21 protein-coding genes and 1 riboswitch are annotated in these 19,143 nt (G+C 71.7%); of the genes, 14 read left to right on the top strand and 7 right to left on the bottom strand.

The features are described 5' to 3' along the window. The 3 genes from ACFV1J_RS26585 to ACFV1J_RS26595 form a co-directional block, all read right to left on the bottom strand. Positions 1-699: a hypothetical protein gene (locus tag ACFV1J_RS26585; RefSeq protein ID WP_385862060.1), complete on the bottom strand. Its 699-nt coding sequence runs from the start codon at positions 697-699 to the stop codon at positions 1-3. 407 nt (positions 700-1,106) lie between these two features. Then, the gene (locus tag ACFV1J_RS26590; RefSeq protein WP_385862062.1) at positions 1,107-3,125 is read right to left on the bottom strand and encodes an ABC transporter ATP-binding protein; all 2,019 of its coding nucleotides are present in this window, start codon (positions 3,123-3,125) and stop codon (positions 1,107-1,109) included. Continuing rightward, entirely contained in the window at positions 3,122-4,855 is a 1,734-nt protein-coding gene (locus tag ACFV1J_RS26595; RefSeq protein WP_385862064.1) for an ABC transporter ATP-binding protein, read from the bottom strand. The genes ACFV1J_RS26590 and ACFV1J_RS26595 overlap by 4 nt, the downstream gene beginning before the upstream one ends. 207 nt (positions 4,856-5,062) lie before the next feature. Between ACFV1J_RS26595 and ACFV1J_RS26600 the strand changes: the two genes are divergently transcribed. The 7 genes from ACFV1J_RS26600 to ACFV1J_RS26630 all read left to right on the top strand — a co-directional run bounded on the left by ACFV1J_RS26600 (position 5,063) and on the right by ACFV1J_RS26630 (position 9,574). Beyond that, positions 5,063-5,308 carry a MoaD/ThiS family protein gene (locus ACFV1J_RS26600; RefSeq protein ID WP_030414753.1) on the top strand — a complete coding sequence of 82 codons (246 nt, stop codon included), beginning with the start codon at positions 5,063-5,065 and terminating at the stop codon, positions 5,306-5,308. A 10-nt stretch (positions 5,309-5,318) separates the two neighbouring features. Further along, positions 5,319-6,458, top strand: coding sequence for a hypothetical protein (locus ACFV1J_RS26605; protein WP_385862065.1), 1,140 nt, complete (start codon positions 5,319-5,321; stop codon positions 6,456-6,458). Positions 6,459-6,668: 210 nt separating this feature from the next. Beyond that, the gene (locus tag ACFV1J_RS26610; protein ID WP_385862067.1) at positions 6,669-7,370 is read left to right on the top strand and encodes a DUF2993 domain-containing protein; all 702 of its coding nucleotides are present in this window, start codon (positions 6,669-6,671) and stop codon (positions 7,368-7,370) included. 243 nt (positions 7,371-7,613) lie between these two features. After that, on the top strand, positions 7,614-7,721 hold the full coding sequence (locus ACFV1J_RS26615; RefSeq protein ID WP_351531855.1) for a putative leader peptide: 108 nt from the start codon (positions 7,614-7,616) through the stop codon (positions 7,719-7,721). A 222-nt stretch (positions 7,722-7,943) separates the two neighbouring features. After that, entirely contained in the window at positions 7,944-8,789 is an 846-nt protein-coding gene (locus ACFV1J_RS26620) for a sulfurtransferase (RefSeq protein ID WP_385862069.1), read from the top strand. Positions 8,790-8,829: 40 nt separating this feature from the next. Further along, on the top strand, positions 8,830-9,117 hold the full coding sequence (locus tag ACFV1J_RS26625) for a DUF1416 domain-containing protein (protein WP_030812677.1): 288 nt from the start codon (positions 8,830-8,832) through the stop codon (positions 9,115-9,117). Positions 9,118-9,286: 169 nt separating this feature from the next. Continuing rightward, positions 9,287-9,574 carry a DUF3099 domain-containing protein gene (locus ACFV1J_RS26630; protein ID WP_030414757.1) on the top strand — a complete coding sequence of 96 codons (288 nt, stop codon included), beginning with the start codon at positions 9,287-9,289 and terminating at the stop codon, positions 9,572-9,574. A gap of 123 nt (positions 9,575-9,697) precedes the next feature. On the opposite strand, the gene ACFV1J_RS26635 is transcribed toward ACFV1J_RS26630, so the two are convergent. Beyond that, entirely contained in the window at positions 9,698-10,063 is a 366-nt protein-coding gene (locus ACFV1J_RS26635; RefSeq protein ID WP_030414758.1) for a DsrE family protein, read from the bottom strand. Positions 10,064-10,324: 261 nt separating this feature from the next. Between ACFV1J_RS26635 and ACFV1J_RS26640 the strand changes: the two genes are divergently transcribed. The 3 genes from ACFV1J_RS26640 to ACFV1J_RS26650 all read left to right on the top strand — a co-directional run bounded on the left by ACFV1J_RS26640 (position 10,325) and on the right by ACFV1J_RS26650 (position 12,679). Next, positions 10,325-10,912 (top strand): FABP family protein, encoded by a 588-nt coding sequence (locus tag ACFV1J_RS26640; RefSeq protein WP_385862072.1) that lies wholly within the window; start codon positions 10,325-10,327, stop codon positions 10,910-10,912. A gap of 33 nt (positions 10,913-10,945) precedes the next feature. Continuing rightward, positions 10,946-11,014: riboswitch (cobalamin riboswitch) on the top strand. A 202-nt stretch (positions 11,015-11,216) separates the two neighbouring features. After that, positions 11,217-11,654: a Fur family transcriptional regulator gene (locus ACFV1J_RS26645; protein ID WP_385862073.1), complete on the top strand. Its 438-nt coding sequence runs from the start codon at positions 11,217-11,219 to the stop codon at positions 11,652-11,654. A 44-nt stretch (positions 11,655-11,698) separates the two neighbouring features. After that, a complete protein-coding gene (locus ACFV1J_RS26650; protein ID WP_385862075.1) occupies positions 11,699-12,679 on the top strand; it encodes a YgfZ/GcvT domain-containing protein in 981 nt (326 codons plus the stop codon). A gap of 332 nt (positions 12,680-13,011) precedes the next feature. Here ACFV1J_RS26650 and dtd read toward each other — a convergent pair whose 3' ends face one another. Further along, a complete protein-coding gene (gene dtd / locus ACFV1J_RS26655) occupies positions 13,012-13,437 on the bottom strand; it encodes a D-aminoacyl-tRNA deacylase (RefSeq protein ID WP_385862076.1) in 426 nt (141 codons plus the stop codon). A gap of 462 nt (positions 13,438-13,899) precedes the next feature. On the opposite strand from dtd, the gene ACFV1J_RS26660 reads away from it, so the two are divergent. From ACFV1J_RS26660 to ACFV1J_RS26675, 4 genes are all read left to right on the top strand, one after another. Continuing rightward, entirely contained in the window at positions 13,900-14,445 is a 546-nt protein-coding gene (locus ACFV1J_RS26660; protein ID WP_385862173.1) for an ABC transporter substrate-binding protein, read from the top strand. Between the two features lie 124 nt (positions 14,446-14,569). Next, a complete protein-coding gene (locus ACFV1J_RS26665; RefSeq protein WP_385862078.1) occupies positions 14,570-15,565 on the top strand; it encodes an asparaginase in 996 nt (331 codons plus the stop codon). A 234-nt stretch (positions 15,566-15,799) separates the two neighbouring features. Then, a complete protein-coding gene (locus ACFV1J_RS26670) occupies positions 15,800-16,231 on the top strand; it encodes an ankyrin repeat domain-containing protein (protein WP_385862080.1) in 432 nt (143 codons plus the stop codon). Positions 16,232-16,567: 336 nt separating this feature from the next. Beyond that, positions 16,568-17,134, top strand: coding sequence for an NADPH-dependent FMN reductase (locus ACFV1J_RS26675; protein WP_385862081.1), 567 nt, complete (start codon positions 16,568-16,570; stop codon positions 17,132-17,134). 22 nt (positions 17,135-17,156) lie between these two features. Here ACFV1J_RS26675 and ACFV1J_RS26680 read toward each other — a convergent pair whose 3' ends face one another. Together ACFV1J_RS26680 and ACFV1J_RS26685 are read right to left on the bottom strand one after the other, a co-directional pair. After that, positions 17,157-18,050 (bottom strand): IS982 family transposase, encoded by an 894-nt coding sequence (locus ACFV1J_RS26680; RefSeq protein ID WP_385862082.1) that lies wholly within the window; start codon positions 18,048-18,050, stop codon positions 17,157-17,159. A gap of 459 nt (positions 18,051-18,509) precedes the next feature. Continuing rightward, the gene (locus ACFV1J_RS26685; protein ID WP_385862084.1) at positions 18,510-19,103 is read right to left on the bottom strand and encodes a TetR/AcrR family transcriptional regulator; all 594 of its coding nucleotides are present in this window, start codon (positions 19,101-19,103) and stop codon (positions 18,510-18,512) included. Between the last annotated feature and the right edge of the window lie 40 nt (positions 19,104-19,143).

Genomic DNA, 19,143 nt, shown 5'->3' on the forward strand with positions numbered 1-19,143 from the left:
TCACCGCGCGGTGGGGCCGTCGGCCCACGGCAGGGTGGCGGGAAACCAGTCCTGCATGAACTCCCGCTCCGGGCGCTTGGCCACGCTCTGGTAGGCGGCGTACGCGAGCAGGTCGGCGGCCTGCAGGAAGTAGTTGATACGGGCCGACGCGAAGAGCGGGACGCCCTTGATGCGGCGGTCGTGCGCGGGCAGGTCGTGGTAGGCGTCGACCAGGCAGGTGTCGGTCCCGTCGCCGTCGACCATCACCACGCCGTATTCGCCGGCGGCGGCGAGCTCGGTGTTGATCCGGGCCAGCCAGGCCCGCTGGAGGGCCGGGCGGTCACGTCCGTAGTCGTCGGTCTCGCGGTAGACGGCGGTCACCCGGGCCCCGGGGAGGGCGGCGACGGTTTCCAGGCCACGGCGGATCACCCCGCGGCAGTTGGCCAGGTGGGCGGCGCGGGCGGCGCCGGTCAGCCCGGGGCGGTAGAGGTGGCGGCCGCGTCCCGCGGCGAGGTCCTGGGCGTGCAGCGAGGCGTCGATCGGCAGGCGCAGCGCGGGGTCCTCCTCCAGGGCGGCGCGGAACCGCAGCAACTCCTCTTTGGCGGCCGCGAGGTCGTCGAGGTGGACGGACAACGAGGCGAACGCCGTGATCGTGCGGGCGTCGCCGGCGTCGTCGCCGTAGATGATCCGCAGGGGCGCCGCGGACTCCTTGGTGGCCATGAACAGCCGTCTCCGTACCGGGCCGCATTGAGGCGTCGTGCGCACGCCATCGTCCGCACCCTCTTGGCGTGGAGCGTTCCCTCTCACCACGCGCACGCGCAGCGCGGCAGCGAGCGGCCGGGTACGTGCTCTGCGGCGGATCAGGCCTCATGGGAGGCGCCACTCACCCCAAGCAGCAGCCGTCGCCCGTCGGCCCCCCTCGCGGGAACTCCCTCGCGGGCAACGGCGTCCAGGACGATTCCCGGACCCCGGGCGACACATCGTCGCCGTGCGTGACGTGTTGACCACACCATAGCGGCGCGCCCGTATGACCTACACATAAATCCGCAATCTCCGGGGGGAGTTGGGTTTACTCGCAGGTCATACGGGCGCGGGTGCGGTAAAGGGCCGTCCGGCACGCCGCCGGGTCAGTCGGCCTCCGCCACCGCCTCGGCGAACTGGGCCGCGTACAGCCGGGCGTAGGCCCCGTCGGCCGCCAACAGCGCGTCGTGGGAGCCCTGTTCGACGATGGCGCCGTTCTCCATGACCAGGATGGTGTCGGCGTCCCGGATCGTGGAGAGGCGGTGCGCGATCACGAAACTGGTGCGCCCGGACCGGAGTTGGGCCATCGCGTGCTGGATGAGGACCTCGGTACGGGTGTCGACCGAGCTGGTGGCCTCGTCGAGGACCAGGATGGCCGGCTCGGCGAGGAAGGCCCGGGCGATGGTGATCAGCTGCTTCTCGCCGACCGAGACATTGCTGCCCTCGTCGTCGAGGACGGTGTCGTAGCCGTCGGGGAGGGTGCGCACGAAGCGGTCGACGTGGGTGGCCCTCGCGGCCGCCACGATCTTGTCCATCGAGGTGCCGGCCGGTGCGCCGTAGGCGATGTTCTCCGCGATCGTGCCGCCGAAGAGCCAGGTGTCCTGGAGGACCATGCCGATGTGGCCGCGCAGTTCCTCGCGGGACATCGCGGCGATGTCCACGCCGTCCAGGGTGATCCGGCCGCCGCGCACCTCGTAGAACCGCATCAGGAGGTTGACCAGGGTGGTCTTGCCGGCGCCGGTCGGGCCGACGATGGCGACCGTCTGGCCGGGGTGGACGGCCAGCGACAGGTCCTCGATCAGCGGCTTGTCCTCGGTGTAGGAGAACGAGACGGACGCGAACTCGACGTGGCCGCGGACGTGTTCGGGCCGGGCCGGCCGCTCGGGGTCCGGGTCCTGCTCCCCCGCGTCGAGGAGTTCGAAGACCCGCTCGGCGGAGGCGACGCCGGACTGGACGAGGTTGGCCATCGAGGCGACCTGGGTCAGCGGCTGGCTGAACTGGCGGGAGTACTGGATGAACGCCTGGACGTCACCGATGGACAGCGCCCCGGAGGCGACCCGCAGCCCGCCGACCACCGCGACCAGCACATAGTTCAGGTTGCCGATGAACATCATCGCGGGCTGGATGATGCCGGAGATGAACTGGGCCCGGAAGCCGGCCGCGTAGAGCGCCTCGTTCTGCTCGCGGAAGAGCTCGGCGGACTCCTTCTGCCGGCCGAAGACCTTCACCAGGCTGTGGCCGGTGTACATCTCCTCGATGTGGGCGTTGAGCCTGCCGGTGGTCTTCCACTGCTGGACGAACTGCGGCTGGGCCCGCTTGCCGATCTTGGTGGCGACGACCACCGAGACCGGGACGGTGACCAGCGCGACCAGCGCCAGCAGCCAGGAGATCCAGAACATCATGGCGAGCACGCCGACGATGGTCAGCAGCGAGGTCACGATCTGACTGAGGGTCTGCTGCAGCGTCTGCTGGATGTTGTCGATGTCGTTGGTGGCCCGGGAGAGCACCTCGCCGCGCTGCTGCTTGTCGAAGTAGCTCAGCGGCAGCCGGCCGAGCTTCTCCTCGACCTGCTCGCGCAGCCGGAAGACGGTCCGCTGGACGACCTTGGTGGCGATCCGGGCCTGGACGAAGCCGAAGAGCGAGGCCCCGGCGTAGATCAGGGCGGTCCAGAGCAGGACCACGCCCACCGCGCCGAAGTCGATGCCGTGGCCGGGCACGAACGGCATGGCGCCCAGCATGTCGGCCAGCCCGCCCTGGCCGTGCGCCCGCAGCCGGGCCACGGCCTGGGCCTTGGTGATCCCCTCGGGCAGCCGGCGGCCGATGATGCCGGACATGATCAGGTCGGTGGCGTGGCCGAGGACCTTGGGGCCGACGACGGTCAGCGCCACGCTCGCCACGCCCAGCAGCAGGGCGACGGACATGATGCCGCGCTCGGGCCGCATCTGGGCCAGCAGGCGCTTGCCCGAGCCCTTGAAGTCCATGGATTTCTCGGTGGGTTGCCCGCCCATGAAGCGGGCCGGGCCGGCCGCCGGGGCCGGCCCTCGTCTCGGGGCCGCCGTGGTGGTCCCCTCGGTGGCCGCCGGGGCGCCGGCGCGGGTGGCCGTCCCCTTGTCCGCGGTGGTCACGCCGCCTCCTGCTCGGTGAGCTGGGAGAGCACGATCTCCCGGTAGGTCTCGTTGTCGGCCATCAGCTCGGTGTGGGTGCCGGTGCCCACGATGCGGCCCTCGTCCAGCACCACGATCCGGTCGGCGCCGCGGATCGTGGCGACCCGCTGGGCGACGATCACCACCGTCGCCCGGTCCGTCTCGCGGGCGAGCGCGGCGCGCAGTGCGGCGTCCGTGGCGTAGTCCAGCGCGGAGAACGAGTCGTCGAAGAGGTAGATCTCGGGCCGGCGGACCAGCGCGCGGGCGATCGCCAGCCGCTGCCGCTGGCCGCCGGAGACGTTGGAGCCGCCCTGGGCGACGGGCGCGTCCAGACCGCCCTCCATCCGCTCGACGAAGTCCCGGGCCTGGGCGATCTCCAGGGCGTGCCACAGCTCGTCGTCGGTGGCGTCCGGGTTGCCGTAGCGGAGGTTGCTCGCCACCGTCCCGGAGAAGAGGTACGGCTTCTGCGGGACCAGGCCGATGGCGCCGGCCAGCGTCTCCGGGTCGAGGGTGCGCACGTCCTCGCCGTCGACGAGGACCGTGCCGCCGGTCGCGTCGAAGAGCCGGGGCACCAGCCCGAGGAGGGTGGACTTGCCGCTGCCGGTGGAGCCGATGACGGCGGTGGTCTCGCCGGGGCGTGCGGTCAGCGAGATGTCCTTGAGGACCGGCTGCTCGGCGCCGGGGAAGCGGAACTCGACGTTGCGGAGCTCCAGTTCGCCGTGGCGGCGCAGGGCGGTGACCGGGTTCTGCGGCGGGACGACGCTGGAGTCCGTGGCCAGCACCTCCTGGATGCGCTCGGCGCAGACCTCGGCGCGCGGCAGCATCATGACCATGAACGTCGCCATCATGATCGACATGAGGATGTACATCAGATAGCTGAGGAAGGCCGTCAGCGCGCCGATCTGCATCCCGCCGCTGTCGATGCGCAGCCCGCCGAACCAGACGACGGCCACGCTGGAGAGGTTCACGATCAGCATGACCAGCGGGAACATCATCGACATCAGCCGGCCGGCGCGCAGCGAGACGTCGTAGAGGTCGGTGTTGGCCCCGGCGAACCGCTCGCGCTCGTGCCCGTCGCGGACGAAGGCGCGGATCACGCGGATACCGGTGATCTGCTCGCGCAGCACGCGGTTGACGGTGTCGATGCGCTCCTGCACACCGCGGAACAGCGGCCGCATCCGGCGCACGATCAGTGAGACGAGGATCCCGAGGACCGGGACGATGACCAGCAGGAGGCCGGACAGCGGCACGTCCTGGTTGAGCGCCATGGCGACACCGCCGACGCACATGATCGGTGCGGAGACCATCATCGTGAACGTCATCAGCACCAGCATCTGGACCTGCTGGACGTCATTGGTGGTACGGGTGATCAGCGACGGGGCGCCGAAGGCGCCGAGCTCGCGGGCCGAGAAGGACTGCACCCGGTCGAAGACCGCGGCGCGGACGTCCCGGCCGAGGGCCATGGCCGTGCGCGCGCCGAAGTAGACGGCACCGATCGCGCAGACGATCTGCAGCAGGGTGACGGCGATCATGAAACCGCCGGTGCGGAAGATGTAGCCCGTGTCCCCCTGCACGACACCGTTGTCAATGATGTCGGCGTTGAGGGTGGGGAGGTAGAGGGTGGCCAGGGTCTGGATCAGCTGGAGCAGCACGATCAGGGTCATCGAGCGCTTGTGGGGCCGCAAATGCGCCCGCGCTAGTCGTACCAACACACAATGAGCCTAAGTGAACACTTGCCTTCGGCAATCGAATTTCCGGAAGGCCGCCAGGAGCGGGACGAAAGCCGTTGTCGGAACTTGTCCCGGACGGCCCCGGCCGCCGCGTACGCCATCATGGAGGCGGCAACGACGGGACCGCCGCCACCGAGGGCGGCCCCCGACCGACACGACGAAGAGGCCGCCGTGACAACAACTGGCACCGTGCGCTACTGGGCCGCGGCCAAGGCCGCCGCGGGCACGGCAGAAGAGCCCTATACGGCGGCGACGCTCGCCGAGGCGCTCGACGCCGCACGCGCCGCGCACGCCGCGAACCCCGAGTTCGCCCGCGTGCTGATGCGCTGCTCGTTCCTGGTGGACGGCGATCCGGTCGGCACCCGCGACCACGCCCGGGTGCCGCTCGCCGAGGGCGGCACCGTCGAGGTCCTCCCCCCGTTCGCGGGAGGGTGAGCAACCGATCATGAGCGACCACCAGCCGCAGGGCCACCACCCGTACCAGCCGCACGACCCCTACGCCCCGCAGGACCCCTACGGGCAGCCCGGGCCGTACGCCCCGCACGACGCCTACGGCCGGCCGGCCCCCTACGGGCAGGCCGAGCCGTACCAGGAGCAGCAGTACGGCGGGCACGACCCCTACGGGCAGCCGGTCCACCAGCCGGGCCACCAGCCGGCCCCCGCGCCGCACGAGCAGCGGGCCGCCCACCCGGACCCGTACGGGCAGCCCGGATACGGCCAGGACCGGTCCCGCGCCGAGCCGCCCGCGCCCGCCGCGCCGCTGCCCGCCGCGCAGCCGGCCCCGACCGCCACCATGGCGGCCGCCCCGCCCTCGCTGCCCGCCGCCCCGCTCAAGCCCAACCAGCGCGCCCGCCTGGAGGGCCGCTCGCCGATCATCCCGCCGGGCATCCAGCCGGCCGCGCTGACCGCCGTCCTGGCGCTGCTGCTGGCGCTGACCGCGCCGCTGGCCCGGCCGGTGCTCGCGGTGCCGGTGGTTCTCCTGCAGGCGGTCACCGCCGCCGGCTGGTTCCGGCTGAACGGCATGTGGCCGGCCCGCCAGGGCATCGCGCTGGCGTTCCTGGCCGGTCTGGCCACCGACGCGGCCCTGCTGGCCACGGACCGCGCGAGCGCGCCCCTGGTCGGCATCGGCACGCTCGGCGTGTGGTGCCTGCTGATCCTGATCCTCCAGCTGCGCAACCGCAGCAGCGCGGACGAGCGGATGTACGCGCTGACCGCGGGGCTGACGTCGACCGCGCTGGTGGTGCTCGCGGCCGGCCACCTGGCCGGGAACCCGCACGCGGTGGTCGTCGGCGCCGCCGCGGTCGCGGTGGCCACGCTCGCCCGGGCGCTGCCGTTGCCCTCGTCCGTCTCGGTCGTGATCTCCCTGGTGGCCGCGGCCGGCGCCGGCATCGCGGCCGGCCATCTGACCGGCCTGGGCACGTCCGGGGCCGACCTGGGCCTGGCGGCCGGCGGCTGCGCCCTGATCGGGTTGCGGGTGGCCAGCTACGACTACCCGTCCCGCTTCGTCCACATGACGGCGGGCGTGGCCCTCCCGCTGGCCCTCGCCGCCCCCGCGGTGTACGTCCTGGGGCGGGCCCTGGGCTAGCCCGCGAGCACCCGCGCCGGACACTCAGCGGCGGCCGACGGTGAGCGCTTCTGGCGCCCGCCCGCGGCCGCCGCTCCCCTTTGCGGAGGGCGTCGTTTAGGGTCTGATCCACCGGACGGGCCTGGGGCCGTCCGATCGCAGGCAGGGGGTCTGCGCGCCAAACGACGGGCCGGCCGGGCAGTGCCGGCCCAGTGTGGGGGTAGTGGTTCGATGCGTGCACTACGGGTGCTGTTGGTCCTCGTCGTCATATTCGGCGGGCTGTTCGTGGCCGCCGACCGGGTGGCGGTGAATCTCGTCGAGGACAAGGCCGCGGAGAAGATCCGCAGCAGCCAGGGGCTCGACCGGAACCCGGAGGTCACCATCAAGGGCTTCCCGTTCCTGACCCAGGTCGCCGGGCGCGATCTGCAGGAGGTGGACGCCGAGCTCGGCGGCATCGAGGCCCGGGCCGACGGGCACGCACTGCGCATCGACAAGCTGTCGGCGCAGTTCCATGACGTGGCGCTGACCAGCGACTACATGTCCATCGAGAGCGCCGCCACGGCCACCGGCAACGCCCGGATCACCTACGCCGACCTCACCAGGGCCGCGGGCGGCGGCGTCAAGATCACCTATGGCGGGGAGAAGAACGGCCGCAGCCAGGTCAAGATCTCGCCGAACCTGCCGCTCCTCAGCTCGCTGGACGTGACCGGCTCGATCAGCATCGTCCACGGCAACACCGTGCGGCTGCGCGCCGACGGGCTGCCCGCGATGTGCCGGGCGCTGCCGGGCTGCGAGTCGAAGGTGCGGGCCCAGACCGACCACGACTGGAAGCTGGACCAGCTGCCGGGCAACCTGAAGCTGGACAAGGTGGCGACGCTGGCCGACGGGCTGTCGATCTCCGCCTCCGGCACCGACGTCAAGCTCCCCGGCTGACCCGGGCGCGCCACGGCGCCCCGCGGCGGGCCGCCCCACCGGCCCACCGCCCGGCACGACCACCCTGCCGTCCATTTCCTGAGACACCGGGGTCCGAACACCCGTCCCCCCACCACCGGCCGGCCTCCGGCGCCCTCCCGGAAGCCGGCCGTTGACGCTCTGCGTCCCACATAACGGACAGACGCGTCTCGCCATTCGACACGCCGGTGACATGCCCGGCTTCGCGTCCCTACGATCGGTGCCATGCAGAGCGCATTGAGCCGTTCCCGTCCGCGGGGACTGGCGGTCCTCACGAAGCGGCGGGCAGTGGACCTGTGCCGCGTCGCCGCCATGCTCTGTCGCCCTGTCTGACGGGGTATGCCCCTCCCCCAAGCTCGCGATGAGTACGGGGTGTTCCCCTCGTCCGCCCGGCCGGCCGGCCGCTCCGGCCGCATCCCCCGCGTGTCCCCCGCACCGCGCCGCTCCTGCGCCCCGACGATCGTCGTGGGCCGTCCGGAAGCTTCCGGCGCGCGCCCGGCGTACCCGCGTGCCACTTCCCCAACCGCCCCCGTAACTGCCCCGGAGGAGAAGAACATGAGCCGTAGCGACGTCCTCGTAGACGCCGACTGGGTCGAGGCCCACCTCGAGGACCCGAAGGTCGTGATCGTCGAGGTCGACGAGGACACCTCGGCCTACGACAAGAACCACATCAAGAACGCGGTCCGGATCGACTGGAAGAAGGACCTCCAGGACCCGGTCCGCCGCGACTTCGTCGACCAGGCGGGCTTCGAGAAGCTGCTCTCGGAGAAGGGCATCGCCAACGACGACACCGTCGTCCTCTACGGCGGCAACAACAACTGGTTCGCCTCCTACGCGTACTGGTACTTCAAGCTCTACGGCCACGACAGCGTCAAGCTGCTCGACGGCGGCCGCAAGAAGTGGGAGCTGGACTCCCGCGACCTGGTCGACGGCTCCGAGGTCCCCCAGCGCCCGGCGACCGAGTACAAGGCCAAGGCCCAGGACACCTCGATCCGTGCCTTCCGTGACGACGTCGTCGCCGCGATCGGCAGCCTCAACCTGGTCGACGTCCGGTCCCCCGACGAGTTCAGCGGCAAGCTGCTCGCCCCCGCGCACCTGCCGCAGGAGCAGTCGCAGCGCCCCGGCCACGTGCCCAGCGCCCGCAACATCCCGTGGTCGAAGAACGCCAACGACGACGGCACCTTCAAGTCGGACGAGGAGCTCAAGGCCCTCTACGAGGAGGAGTCGGTCGACCTCGCCAAGGACACCATCGCCTACTGCCGGATCGGTGAGCGCTCCGCGCTGACCTGGTTCGTGCTGCACGAGCTGCTCGGCCAGACCAACGTCAAGAACTACGACGGCTCCTGGACCGAGTACGGCTCGCTGGTCGGCGTCCCGATCGAGCTCGGCGCCAACAAGTAAGCAAGGCTTCTCCCCCGAACCCCTCAAGGAAGTACCCCTTATGTGTGGAGCACAGGCCGGCGGCCCGGACGCCTCGACCATCAAGCCCGGTGAGACCACGATCCAGGGCAGCGTGACCCGCGACGGCCAGCCCGTCACCGGTTACGTCCGACTCCTGGACAGCACCGGCGAGTTCACCGCCGAGGTTCCCACCTCCGCGACCGGACAGTTCCGCTTCTACGCGGCCGAGGGCACCTGGACGCTGCGCGCGCTCGTCCCCGGCGCCACCGCGGACCGCACCGTCGTCGCCCAGAAGGGCGGGCTGGCGGAGGTCGCCATCGCCGTCTGACGGCGACCCTTGTCCGTACCTCCCGTACGGGCGCAAGGGCCGCACCCCCGAGGTTTGGACGCCTTGGCGGGGGTGCGGCCCTTCGCGCTGCTCTGCGCACCGCTCCGGCCCGGGCAACCGGTCCGCGCTCCGGCTTCTTTCCGGCCCCCCGCGGATTTACCGTGGAAGCGTGTACGCGCACCAACGGTCGCCCGCAGAGCGCCGTCACCGCCGGTACTTCGTGCTGATGGGCGTGTGCCTGGTGCTGTTCGTGCTGGCCTGGGGCGTGGTCCGGCTGTGGTCGGTGCCGGTCGCGGTCGGCATGTGCGTGGTCGCCATGGTCATCCCGCCGGTCGCGGCGATCATCGGCAACCGCCGCGAGCCCGGCGAACGCTGGTGGGACGAGTCGGGCGACCCGGAATCGGACCGCTGGTGGCGGGAGCTCGACGACCGCGGCGACGACAAGCACCCACGGTAGGCCGGACCCGCGGTAGACCGGTCAAGCGGTAGGCCGACCGGCCCTCGCGCGGAAGGACCGGCCCTCGCGCGGTCAGTACACCAGCGCCGTCAGTACACCAGCGCCGTCAGTACACCAGCGCGGTCAGTACACCAGCGCCTGCACGTCGTCCGGCATGATCTCGCTGACGAAGACCTGGGCCCCGGCGATGCCCGCGCCCTCGATCAGGTCCTTCTGCTCGATGTTGCGGCGGGCCGCGCACTGCGTACAGACCGTGATCGCGCCGCCGCCCGCGCGGATGCCGTCGATCAGCTCCGGCAGCGGTGCGGCGTGCGGCAGCTCGAACTCCGCCGCCCGCCCGGGCAGCGCGAACCACACCGACTCCCCGGTCAGCCACAGCGACACCTCGACGCCGCTGGCCGCCGCCACCGCCGCCACCGTGAACGCCTGCGAGCACCGCTCGGGTGCATCCGCCCCCGCCGTCACCTTGATCACGAGCTTCTTCGCCATGGGGCAAGAGTAGGCGCGGGCGGGCGGGAGACCTCACAGCGCCGTGGCCGGAGCCGCCGACTAGACTCGCAAGCGGTCCGTTACTCCCTCACTCCGTGCAAGGAGCGCCCCGTGCTTGAGGCATTCTTCACCACCCTGCTGGTTCTGGTCGCCGTCGGCGTGATCGCATTCGCCGGTCTGACCTGGGCGAAGCTGTACCAGGGCCAGCGCTGACGCACGCGGACACCCCTTTTCCCCTCACTACAGATCGCCTGAGCTCTCATGATCGAGATCCCCTCCGACCTCAACCCGGCCCTGGTGCCGCTCGCCTTCCTCCTCGGCACCTGGGAGGGCGCCGGCGTCGCCGACTTCCCCGGTACCGAGAAGTGCAACTTCGGGCAGGAGGTCACCTTCTCCCACGACGGCCGTGACTTCCTGGAGTACACCTCGCACAGCTGGGTGCTCGACTCCGAGGGCAAGAAGGTCCGCCCGCTGGAGACCGAGAGCGGCTACTGGCGCATCGACGCGGACCGCCAGGTCGAGGTCGTGATGATCCGGGACCAGGGCGTCGTCGAGGTCTGGTACGGCGAGCTGGCCGACCGGAAGCCGCAGATCGACCTGGCCACCGACGCCATCGCCCGGACCGCCTCGGCCGGCCCGTACAGCGGCGGCAAGCGGCTCTACGGCTACGTCAACAGCGACCTGATGTGGGTCGGCGAGAAGTCGACCCCGGACGTGCCGCTGCGGCCGTACATGTCCGCGCACCTGAAGAAGGTCGCCGACCTGAAGCAGTGGGCCGAGAGCCTGCCCGACGACATGCCGGACGGGGTCTCCTTCTTCAACCCTGACGGCACTCCGTACCAGGGCTGACCGGCCCGTACGGAACGCTTGACGCGCCCCGCGGGGAAGTCCGGTGGGAGTCCGGCACCGACCCGCAACGGTGAGCGGAAGGCCCCTTCCGCGAGTCCGACCGCCCGCGGCGGCGCACGTTCCCGCCAACTCGCCGTGGACTGCTTCCCGCCAACTCGCCGTGGACCGCGAGGGGACACCGCCGGGCACCGGTGCGCCGGGCCTCCGCTCCCACCGGCGTACGGACCGCCGCTCCCACCGGCGTACGGACCGCGGGCTGACGCGGCGCATACCCCGCCGCCGTCCCTGCTCCTACACTGGCGGTGTGGTGACCACCGACTGGCAGAGCGACCTCCGCAGGCGCGGATACCGCCTGACCCCGCAGCGGCAGCTCGTCCTGGAGGCCGTGGACAGGCTGGAGCACGCCACCCCGGACGACATCCTCACCGAGGTGCGCAAGACGGCCGGCGGCGTGAACATCTCCACGGTCTACCGAACCCTGGAGCTCCTGGAGGAGCTGGGCCTGGTCAGCCACGCCCACCTCGGCCACGGCGCGCCCACCTACCACCTCGCCGACCGCCACCACCACATCCACCTGGTGTGCCGGGACTGCACCGAGGTCATCGAGGCGGACCTGTCGGTGGCCGAGCCGTTCACCGCGACGCTGCGCGAACAGTTCGGCTTCGACACCGATATGAAGCATTTCGCGATCTTCGGCCGGTGCGCGGACTGCCGCGCCAAGGCCGGCGGCGACGAGAGCTGAGGCCACCCCGGCGGAAAGCCGCGGCCGCGTCGTAGGCTGGGCCCATGCTGCGACAATCACCCGTCAGCCCGCTGCTGTCGCTGCCCGGCGCAGTCCCCGCCGAGGCCCCCGACGAAGGCGTCGCCGCGCACTACGGCGACCTGTTCCGGGAGCAGCGCGCGCTCGCCGACGGCACCGGCTTCGTGGACCTCTCGCACCGCGGCGTGGTGACCGTCAGCGGCGCCGAGCGGCTGAGCTGGCTGCATCTGCTGCTCACCCAGCACGTCAGCGAACTCCCGCCGGGCCACGCCACGGAGGCCCTGATCCTCTCCGCGCACGGCCACATCGAGCATGCGCTGTACCTCGTCGACGACGGCGAAACGACGTGGCTGCACACCGAGCCGGGTGGCCAGGAGGCGCTGATCGCCTACCTGGAGAGCATGAAGTTCTTCTACCGGGTCGAGATCGCCGACCGGACCGACGAGATCGCGGTGGTCCATCTGCCGGCCGGGTCCATCACCGAGGTCCCCGAGGGCACCGTCGTACGGGAGACCGCGCACGGCCGCGATCTGTTCCTGCCGCGCGCGCGGTTGTCGGCGTTCGCGGACGCCCACGGCCCGGCCATCGGCGTGCTGGCGCTGGAGGCGCTACGCGTCGAGGCGCACCGCCCGCGGCTCGGCATGGAGACCGACCACCGCACCATTCCGCACGAGCTCGGCTGGATCGGCACCGCCGTCCACCTCCAGAAGGGCTGTTACCGAGGCCAGGAGACCGTGGCCCGGGTCCACAACCTGGGGAAGCCGCCGCGCCGGCTGGTCTTCCTGCACCTGGACGGCAGCGAGGTGCACCTGCCCCCGCACGGCGCCCCGATCCGCCTGGCCGCCGACGGCGAGGAGGGCCGCCAACTCGGCTTCGTCACCACCTCGGCCCGCCACCACGAACTCGGCCCCATCGCCCTGGCCCTGGTCAAGCGCAACGTCCCGCTGGACGCGAACCTGCTCGCGGGCGGCACGGCGGCGGCCCAGGAGGCGGTGGTGGAGCCGTAGGGACGGCGGGCTGCGGCGCTGGCGGACTGCCGCGGCGGCGGGGCTGGTGGGCTGCGGGACGGCAGGGCTGGTGGGCTGCGGCGCTGACGGGCTGCGGGACGGCGGGGCTGCCACGCTGGCGGGCTGGCCGGGCTGCGGGCTGGCGGGCTGCGGATGCCTGTCGCGGGCCCGGGAATAGCCGCCGTGCCCCGCCACGTTGTGGCCCCGCAGGGGGCGTTCGCGTCCCCTAGGGAATCCGTTCGCCTCCCCCTTACGGGCCACCCCTCCCCTTAGGGTTACGGGCCGCCCGTCCCCTTTAGGACAGCCCCTCGGCCCCGCCCCTGCCCCGCCCCTCAGACCTCGACCCACACCGTGAACGGTCCGTCGTTCGTCAGTGAGACCTTCATCTGGGCGCCGAAGCGGCCGGTCTCCACGTGGGCGCCCAGCGCTCGCAGCTGGGCGACGACCTCGTCGACCAGCGGTTCGGCGACCGGGCCGGGGGCCGCGGCGTTCCAGGTGGGACGACGGCCCTTGCGCGCGTCACCGTAGAGAGTGAACTGGCTGATCACCAGCATCGGCGCCCCGGTGTCCGAACAGGACTTCTCGCCCTGCAACATCCGCACCGACCACAGCTTGCGGGCGAGCTGTGCCGCCTTCTCCGGGGTGTCGTCGTGGGTGACGCCCACCAGTACGCACAGCCCCTCCCCGACGATCTCCCCGACCGTCTCGCCCGCCACGTCGACGCGGGCGCCGTCAACTCTCTGCACCACGGCTCGCATACCCGCCATCATGCCGGGTGGCGGTACGGCTTCGGACAGCCGTGCCCCCACGGGGGCCGTTCGGGTGCCATGGCCCTGCAGAAGGACCGCACAGAGTGGCACGATGCGTGCACGTGGTGCGTTTCATGGACAACATGCCCTGGACGCGGCCCGGATGAGGGGACGGAATCATTCATGAGTACTGCCGGCGCCGGACAGACACCCGGTCCCGTACCGAGCGCCCGTACGACATCGAGCGCCCGTACGACACCGACCGAACCACCGGCACCGGCCACCGCCGCGTCCGATACCGGGCGGCCGGCGCCCGCCGCCCCGGCACCCGCCGCCGGGCCCGCCGCCCCGGCGGCGCCCACCGCGTCGACGACCACCACCGCATCCCCCACCCCCACCACAGCCACCACATCCACCACGACGACCACGGCAGCGGCTCCCGGTGAGCCGGCCGGCACCAAGGACGGCCCCATGCTCCAGGCAGGCCAGGCGCAGCACCCCCGCCCCCCGCAGCAGCGCGACCGCTGCCGCCCGGCCGCCACACCCGATCTCTCCGGGCTGGGGCTGCCCGAGCTGCGCGTGGTACGGCGGGACTCGCAGCAGGAGGAGGCCGATCTGAGCTATCTGCGGCGCCTGCTGCAGGGCCGGATCGACATCCTGCGGGCCGAGATGGCCCGCCGTACCGCCCAGCACTCCCCGCTGCTGGACCGGCTGCCGGAGATCCTGACGGACCTGCCGTCGCGGCACCGCTCGTCGGCCCGCCATGTGACGCTCGGTACGCCGCACAGCGAGGAGTACCGCAGGATGGCGGACGAGATGCTCGGTGAGGTCCAACTGTCCGACCTCACCGCACGCACCGACCAGGAGCTGAACGAGGCGATGGGCCGGCTGATCCGTTACGAACGCCAGGTCTCGCAGCGCCGTCAGTCGCTGCAGCGCACCACCGACGAGTGCAGTGCGGAAATCGCCCGCAGGTACCGTGAAGGCGAAGCACAGGTAGATGACCTGCTGTCCTGACGACAAGTAGCGACAAGTAGCGATAAGTAACGACAAGCAGAGACAAGTAGCCGACCTGCCGTCCTGACGGGCCACGAGCCTGCCGGGCGCGGGTCGGACCCCGTCCCCGTCCGGAAGGCCGCCGATGACCTCGTCCTCGCCCACCCCGATATCCGTACCGACCCCGCGTTCCCCGGAGACCGTCTCCCCCGTCCTGGCCGAGGTCGTGCGCTCCGGTTTCGTCGAGGGCCGGCACCGCGGCTCGCTGGTGGTGCTGGCGGCGGACGGCAGTGTCGAGACGGCGCTGGGCGAGGTGACGGCACCGGTCTTCCCGCGGTCCACGAACAAGCCGATGCAGGCCGCGGCCGTTCTGCGGGCGGGCCTCGAACTGTCCGGTGAGCGGCTGGCACTGGCCGCCGCGAGCCACTCCGGCGAGGCCTTCCACCTCGATCTCGTCCGGACCATGCTGGCCGAGCACGGGCTGACCGCCGACCAGCTCCAGACGCCGCCCGACCTGCCGCTGGACCCGGAGGAGGCGGAGTCCTACCTCGCCGCCGGCCAGGTCCGCGACCGGCTGGCCATGAACTGCTCGGGCAAGCACACCGCGATGCTCGCCGCCTCGGCGGCCAACGGCTGGCCGCTGGCGTCGTACCTGGACCCGGCGCATCCGCTGCAGCAGCTGGTGGCCGAGGCGGTGCGCGGCGCGAGCGGCGAGGACGTCGCGCACGTCGGTACGGACGGCTGCGGCGCGCCGCTGCTCTCGCTCTCCCTGACGGGCCTGGCCCGCGCCTTCCGGCACTTCGTCCTGGCGGACCCGGGCACGCCGGAGCGGCGGGTGGCGGACGCGATGCGCGCCCACCCCGAGTACGTCGCCGGCACCCGCCGCCCCGACACCTGGCTGATGCGGGAGCTGCCCGGCACGCTGTCGAAGATGGGCGCCGAGGCGGTGCAGGCGGTGGCCCTGCCGGACGGCCGGGCGCTCGCCTTCAAGATCGACGACGGCGCCGGGCGCGCCCTCGGCCCGGTCCTCGCCCGCACCCTCCGCCTGATGGGCGTCGACACGCCGGTGCTGTCCCGTATGGCGGAGGTCCCGCTGCTGGGCGGCGGGGTCCGGGTGGGCGAGATCCGCGCGGCGTTCTGACCACGGCGCCGCTGCGGTGGCGCCGGTGCCGGGTGCGCCGGCGCTGCCGGAAGGGCGGTGGCCTGCATAAAGTGGCGATGACGGTGCAGGAAACAAGTGCACGCAGTATCACGTAGGTATCACGCGGTACCACGTAGATATCCGGCAGTAACACGTAGGTATCCCGCAGGTACCACGCACTCGTTCCGCACTGATCATGCACGTACCACCCACGACAGCAGGAGGCCGGCGACCATGAGCGACGCGAATCCCCAGCCGCAGGGGCCCGAGTCGATCGAGCATGCGCATGACCCCGAGGTACTGCAGCTCGCGTCCAAGGTGTTCGATCTGGCGCGGCACGGAGACACCGACACCGTCGCCGCGTACGTGGACGCCGGCGTGCCCGCCAACCTGACGAACGACAAAGGCGATTCGCTCGTGATGCTGGCGGCGTACCACGGCCACCCGACCACGGTGGAGGCGCTGCTGCAGCGCGACGCCGATCCCAACCGCCCCAACGACCGCGGCCAGACGCCGCTGGCCGGTGCGGTGTTCAAGGGCGACGACGAGGTCGTCAAGGTGCTGATGGCGCACGGGGCCGATCCGTCGGCGGGCGCGCCGTCGGCGATCGAGACGGCGCAGATGTTCCAGAAGACGGAGCTGCTGAAGCTGTTCGGCGTGGAGTGACGGGCGGGGGGGTGACGGGGTGGGGTGACCGGCACCGGGGTGACCGGCGTGGGGTGCTCCGCGTGGGGTGACCCGCGTTTGGTGACCGGCCGGCGGTCGTCCGGGGCGGCGGCCTTCCGGGGCGGCGGTCCTCCGGGGCTGGCGGTCGTCCGTGGCGACGGTCCTCCGGGGCTGGCGGTCGTCCGTGGCGACGGTCCTCCGGGGCTGGCGGTCGTCCGTGGCGACGGTCCTCGGGGCGCGCTTGACCTCAACTTTGCTTGAGGTCCTAGTTTCGGGCCCCGACGGCGAGCCCGCCGTCCACCGACCCGACCCGGCACCCCGCCACGGAGGGCCCGCATGTCCGAGCACACCTACCGCCTCGCAGTGATCGTCGCCAGCACCCGGGAGGGCCGGTTCGCGCCCGTCATCGCGAACTGGTTCACCCGGCAGGCGGAGACCCGCGCCCATGTCGACCTCGACGTGATCGACCTGGCCGAGATCCGCCCGTACGAACTGCGCCACGGCAGCGAGGAGTACGAGTCCTTCGCCAAGCGCGTGGAGCAGGCGGACGCGTTCGTGGTGATCACTCCCGAGTACAACCACTCCTTCCCGGCCCCGCTCAAGCACGCCATCGACCTGCTCTTCCCACAGTGGCAGGCCAAGCCGGTCGGCTTCGTCTCGTACGGCGGGATCTCCGGCGGCCTCCGCGCCGTCGAGCAACTGCGGCTGGTCTTCGCCGAGTTGCACGCGACGACGGTGCGCGAAACGGTGAGCTTCGCGCTGGCCGGCAACCTCTTCGACGACGCGGGCCGGCTGCACGACCCCGCCCCCGCCGAAAAGGCCGCCGACGCCCTGCTCCGCCAACTGGAGTGGTGGGCCCTGGCCCTCCGCGAGGCCCGCACGACGCGCCCTTACGGGGGCTAGATGAGTAAGTCCGAAGTCTTGGTTAGTGGTCGTAGGCGATCAGTGATCGGGTGACCGGTGTGTTGTTGGTGCGGTTGCGCCAGATGGCCGTGGTCAGGGCGAGGATGCGCTGGCCGATGCGGGCCATGACTCCGGCTGGGGTTCTGGCTCCGTGCCGTTCGAGGTCGAGTTGGCCTTTGAGTGTGTCGTTGACCGACTCGATCAGCTGCCGGATGGGCTTGAGCAGGTGTTCACCGGGTCGGGGCTTGCGGTTGCGGTAGCTGGGCCGCAGCACGGACAGGCCGTGGTCGGCCATGAAGGCGTCGAGGTGTCGGGAGACGTAGCCCTTGTCGCCGATGACCGTCTGTCCGGGATGGCTGGTCAGCAGGTCGGCGTCGTTCAGGAGCATGTCGGCGAGAACTTCGCGTTCGTCGGTCTTGGGGTTGGCCAGTGCCCAGGCGATCGGCAGTCCGCCGGGTGTGCAGATCAGGTGGAGCCGCAGGCCCCAGAAGAACCGTGAGTGCGAGGGGCAGTAGGAGTAGGCGGCCCAGCCGGCCAGGTCGGAGCGTTTGGCGGTGGGGCGGGAGCGGGCGCATTCCACCGGGGTGGAATCCACGATCCACACGTCGTCATGCCATAGGTCGGTGTCTCGGGCCAGGGTGCGGATGAAACGGCTGATCAGCGTGTTCGCCGCCCGCAGGCGCTTGTTGTAGCCGGACTGGCCGGGCAGGTAGGGGAACTCGGAGGCCAGGTGGCGGCGGGCGAACCGCAGCCACCTGGCTTCGGAGACGAACCCCAAAACGGCTTGCATCACTGCCACCGTCAACAGTTCCACGTCCGTCAGCCTCGGCGGCCGCCCCGGCCGCCGCGTTCCTGCCAGAGCGTCATCGATCTTCACGTACAGTGCTGTCGCGAGGGTTTCGAGATCTGTCGTCACAAACGGATCAACGAGACCCTCGCTTCATGCACCCCAAGACTTCGGACTTACTCATCTAGGCCGCACCCCTACGGGACCGGCATCCCCCTTACGGGGCCGGGGCCGGTCCGCACCCTTACGGGCCGGAGCACACGCTTACGGGTCGGGGCGCACCCTTACGGGGGTAGGGCGCACCCTTACGGGGTAGGGCGCACCCTTCCGGGGGCGGGGGCTGCAGGCCGGAGCCGTGGGGGCGGGGGCCGGGAGCCGCGGGCCGCGGGCCGGTGGCCGCGGGCAGCGGGCCTGCAGACCAGAGGCAGCGGGCAACGGGCCTGCAGACCGGATGCAGCGGGCAACGGGCCTGCGGACCGGGGGCAGCGGACCGGGGGAAGCGGGCCTGCGGACCGGGGACAGCGGGCCCCGGCCCGCAGGCCCCCGACCTGCGGCCCCCCGACCTGCCTGCCGGCCCGCGAAACGCCGTTATCCGGGCTCCCGCTTCCCCTCCGCCCCGATCGTGCGGTCGACGAGCTCCACGATCAGCCCGTCGGTCTCCTCGGCGGGCACCACACCGGGCAGCGTGAGCTGCTCCAGCATCAGCCCGGTCATGGCGAGATACATCAGCAGCACGGCGGTCCGGTCGCCCGGCAGCCCGCTCTCCAAGTGGAAGCCGAGGTCGTCGTCGAGCGTCGCCCGCATGACCCGGGTCAGCTCGGCCTGCAGTTCGGGGCGGCGGGTCGCCTCCAGACGCAGCTCCAGCATCGCCAGATAGCCGGTGCGGTCCCCGGTCACCCGGCGGTTGATCCACCGCATCAGGTCGGCCACCAGCGCCCGGCTACGCGGCGCCGCCATCACCTCGGCGACCTCGTCCGGATCGGGCGCGATCCGCTGGTGGATCTGGACGGTGACCTGGGCCAGCAGATCGTCCCTGCTGGTGAAGTAGTTGGACGCGGTGCCGGCGGGCACCCCCGCGGCCGCGTCTACGGCCCGGAAGGTGAGCCCGCGCGCACCGTCCCGCGCCAACACCTCGATCGCGGCATCCACCAACGCGGCCCGCCGCTCCGGATTACGCACCATCTCGCCCACCTCGCACACGGGGAACCGAAATCCCGGATCC

It is taken from the genome of Streptomyces sp. NPDC059649 (assembly GCF_042734445.1).
Lineage (GTDB): Bacteria > Actinomycetota > Actinomycetes > Streptomycetales > Streptomycetaceae > Streptomyces.

Excerpts from the sequence above, each read along its gene's own strand:
- ACFV1J_RS26585 (WP_385862060.1), bottom strand. The coding sequence starts at position 699 with ATGGCCACCAAGGAGTCCGCGGCGCCCCTGCGGATCATCTACGGCGAC.
- ACFV1J_RS26605 (WP_385862065.1), top strand. The coding sequence starts at position 5,319 with ATGAGCGACCACCAGCCGCAGGGCCACCACCCGTACCAGCCGCACGAC.
- ACFV1J_RS26610 (WP_385862067.1), top strand. The coding sequence starts at position 6,669 with ATGCGTGCACTACGGGTGCTGTTGGTCCTCGTCGTCATATTCGGCGGG.
- ACFV1J_RS26615 (WP_351531855.1), top strand. The coding sequence starts at position 7,614 with ATGCAGAGCGCATTGAGCCGTTCCCGTCCGCGGGGACTGGCGGTCCTC.
- ACFV1J_RS26620 (WP_385862069.1), top strand. The coding sequence starts at position 7,944 with ATGAGCCGTAGCGACGTCCTCGTAGACGCCGACTGGGTCGAGGCCCAC.
- ACFV1J_RS26625 (WP_030812677.1), top strand. The coding sequence starts at position 8,830 with ATGTGTGGAGCACAGGCCGGCGGCCCGGACGCCTCGACCATCAAGCCC.
- ACFV1J_RS26635 (WP_030414758.1), bottom strand. The coding sequence starts at position 10,063 with ATGGCGAAGAAGCTCGTGATCAAGGTGACGGCGGGGGCGGATGCACCC.
- ACFV1J_RS26640 (WP_385862072.1), top strand. The coding sequence starts at position 10,325 with ATGATCGAGATCCCCTCCGACCTCAACCCGGCCCTGGTGCCGCTCGCC.
- ACFV1J_RS26650 (WP_385862075.1), top strand. The coding sequence starts at position 11,699 with ATGCTGCGACAATCACCCGTCAGCCCGCTGCTGTCGCTGCCCGGCGCA.
- dtd (WP_385862076.1), bottom strand. The coding sequence starts at position 13,437 with ATGCGAGCCGTGGTGCAGAGAGTTGACGGCGCCCGCGTCGACGTGGCG.
- ACFV1J_RS26660 (WP_385862173.1), top strand. The coding sequence starts at position 13,900 with ATGCTCCAGGCAGGCCAGGCGCAGCACCCCCGCCCCCCGCAGCAGCGC.
- ACFV1J_RS26665 (WP_385862078.1), top strand. The coding sequence starts at position 14,570 with ATGACCTCGTCCTCGCCCACCCCGATATCCGTACCGACCCCGCGTTCC.
- ACFV1J_RS26670 (WP_385862080.1), top strand. The coding sequence starts at position 15,800 with ATGAGCGACGCGAATCCCCAGCCGCAGGGGCCCGAGTCGATCGAGCAT.
- ACFV1J_RS26675 (WP_385862081.1), top strand. The coding sequence starts at position 16,568 with ATGTCCGAGCACACCTACCGCCTCGCAGTGATCGTCGCCAGCACCCGG.
- ACFV1J_RS26685 (WP_385862084.1), bottom strand. The coding sequence starts at position 19,103 with ATGGTGCGTAATCCGGAGCGGCGGGCCGCGTTGGTGGATGCCGCGATC.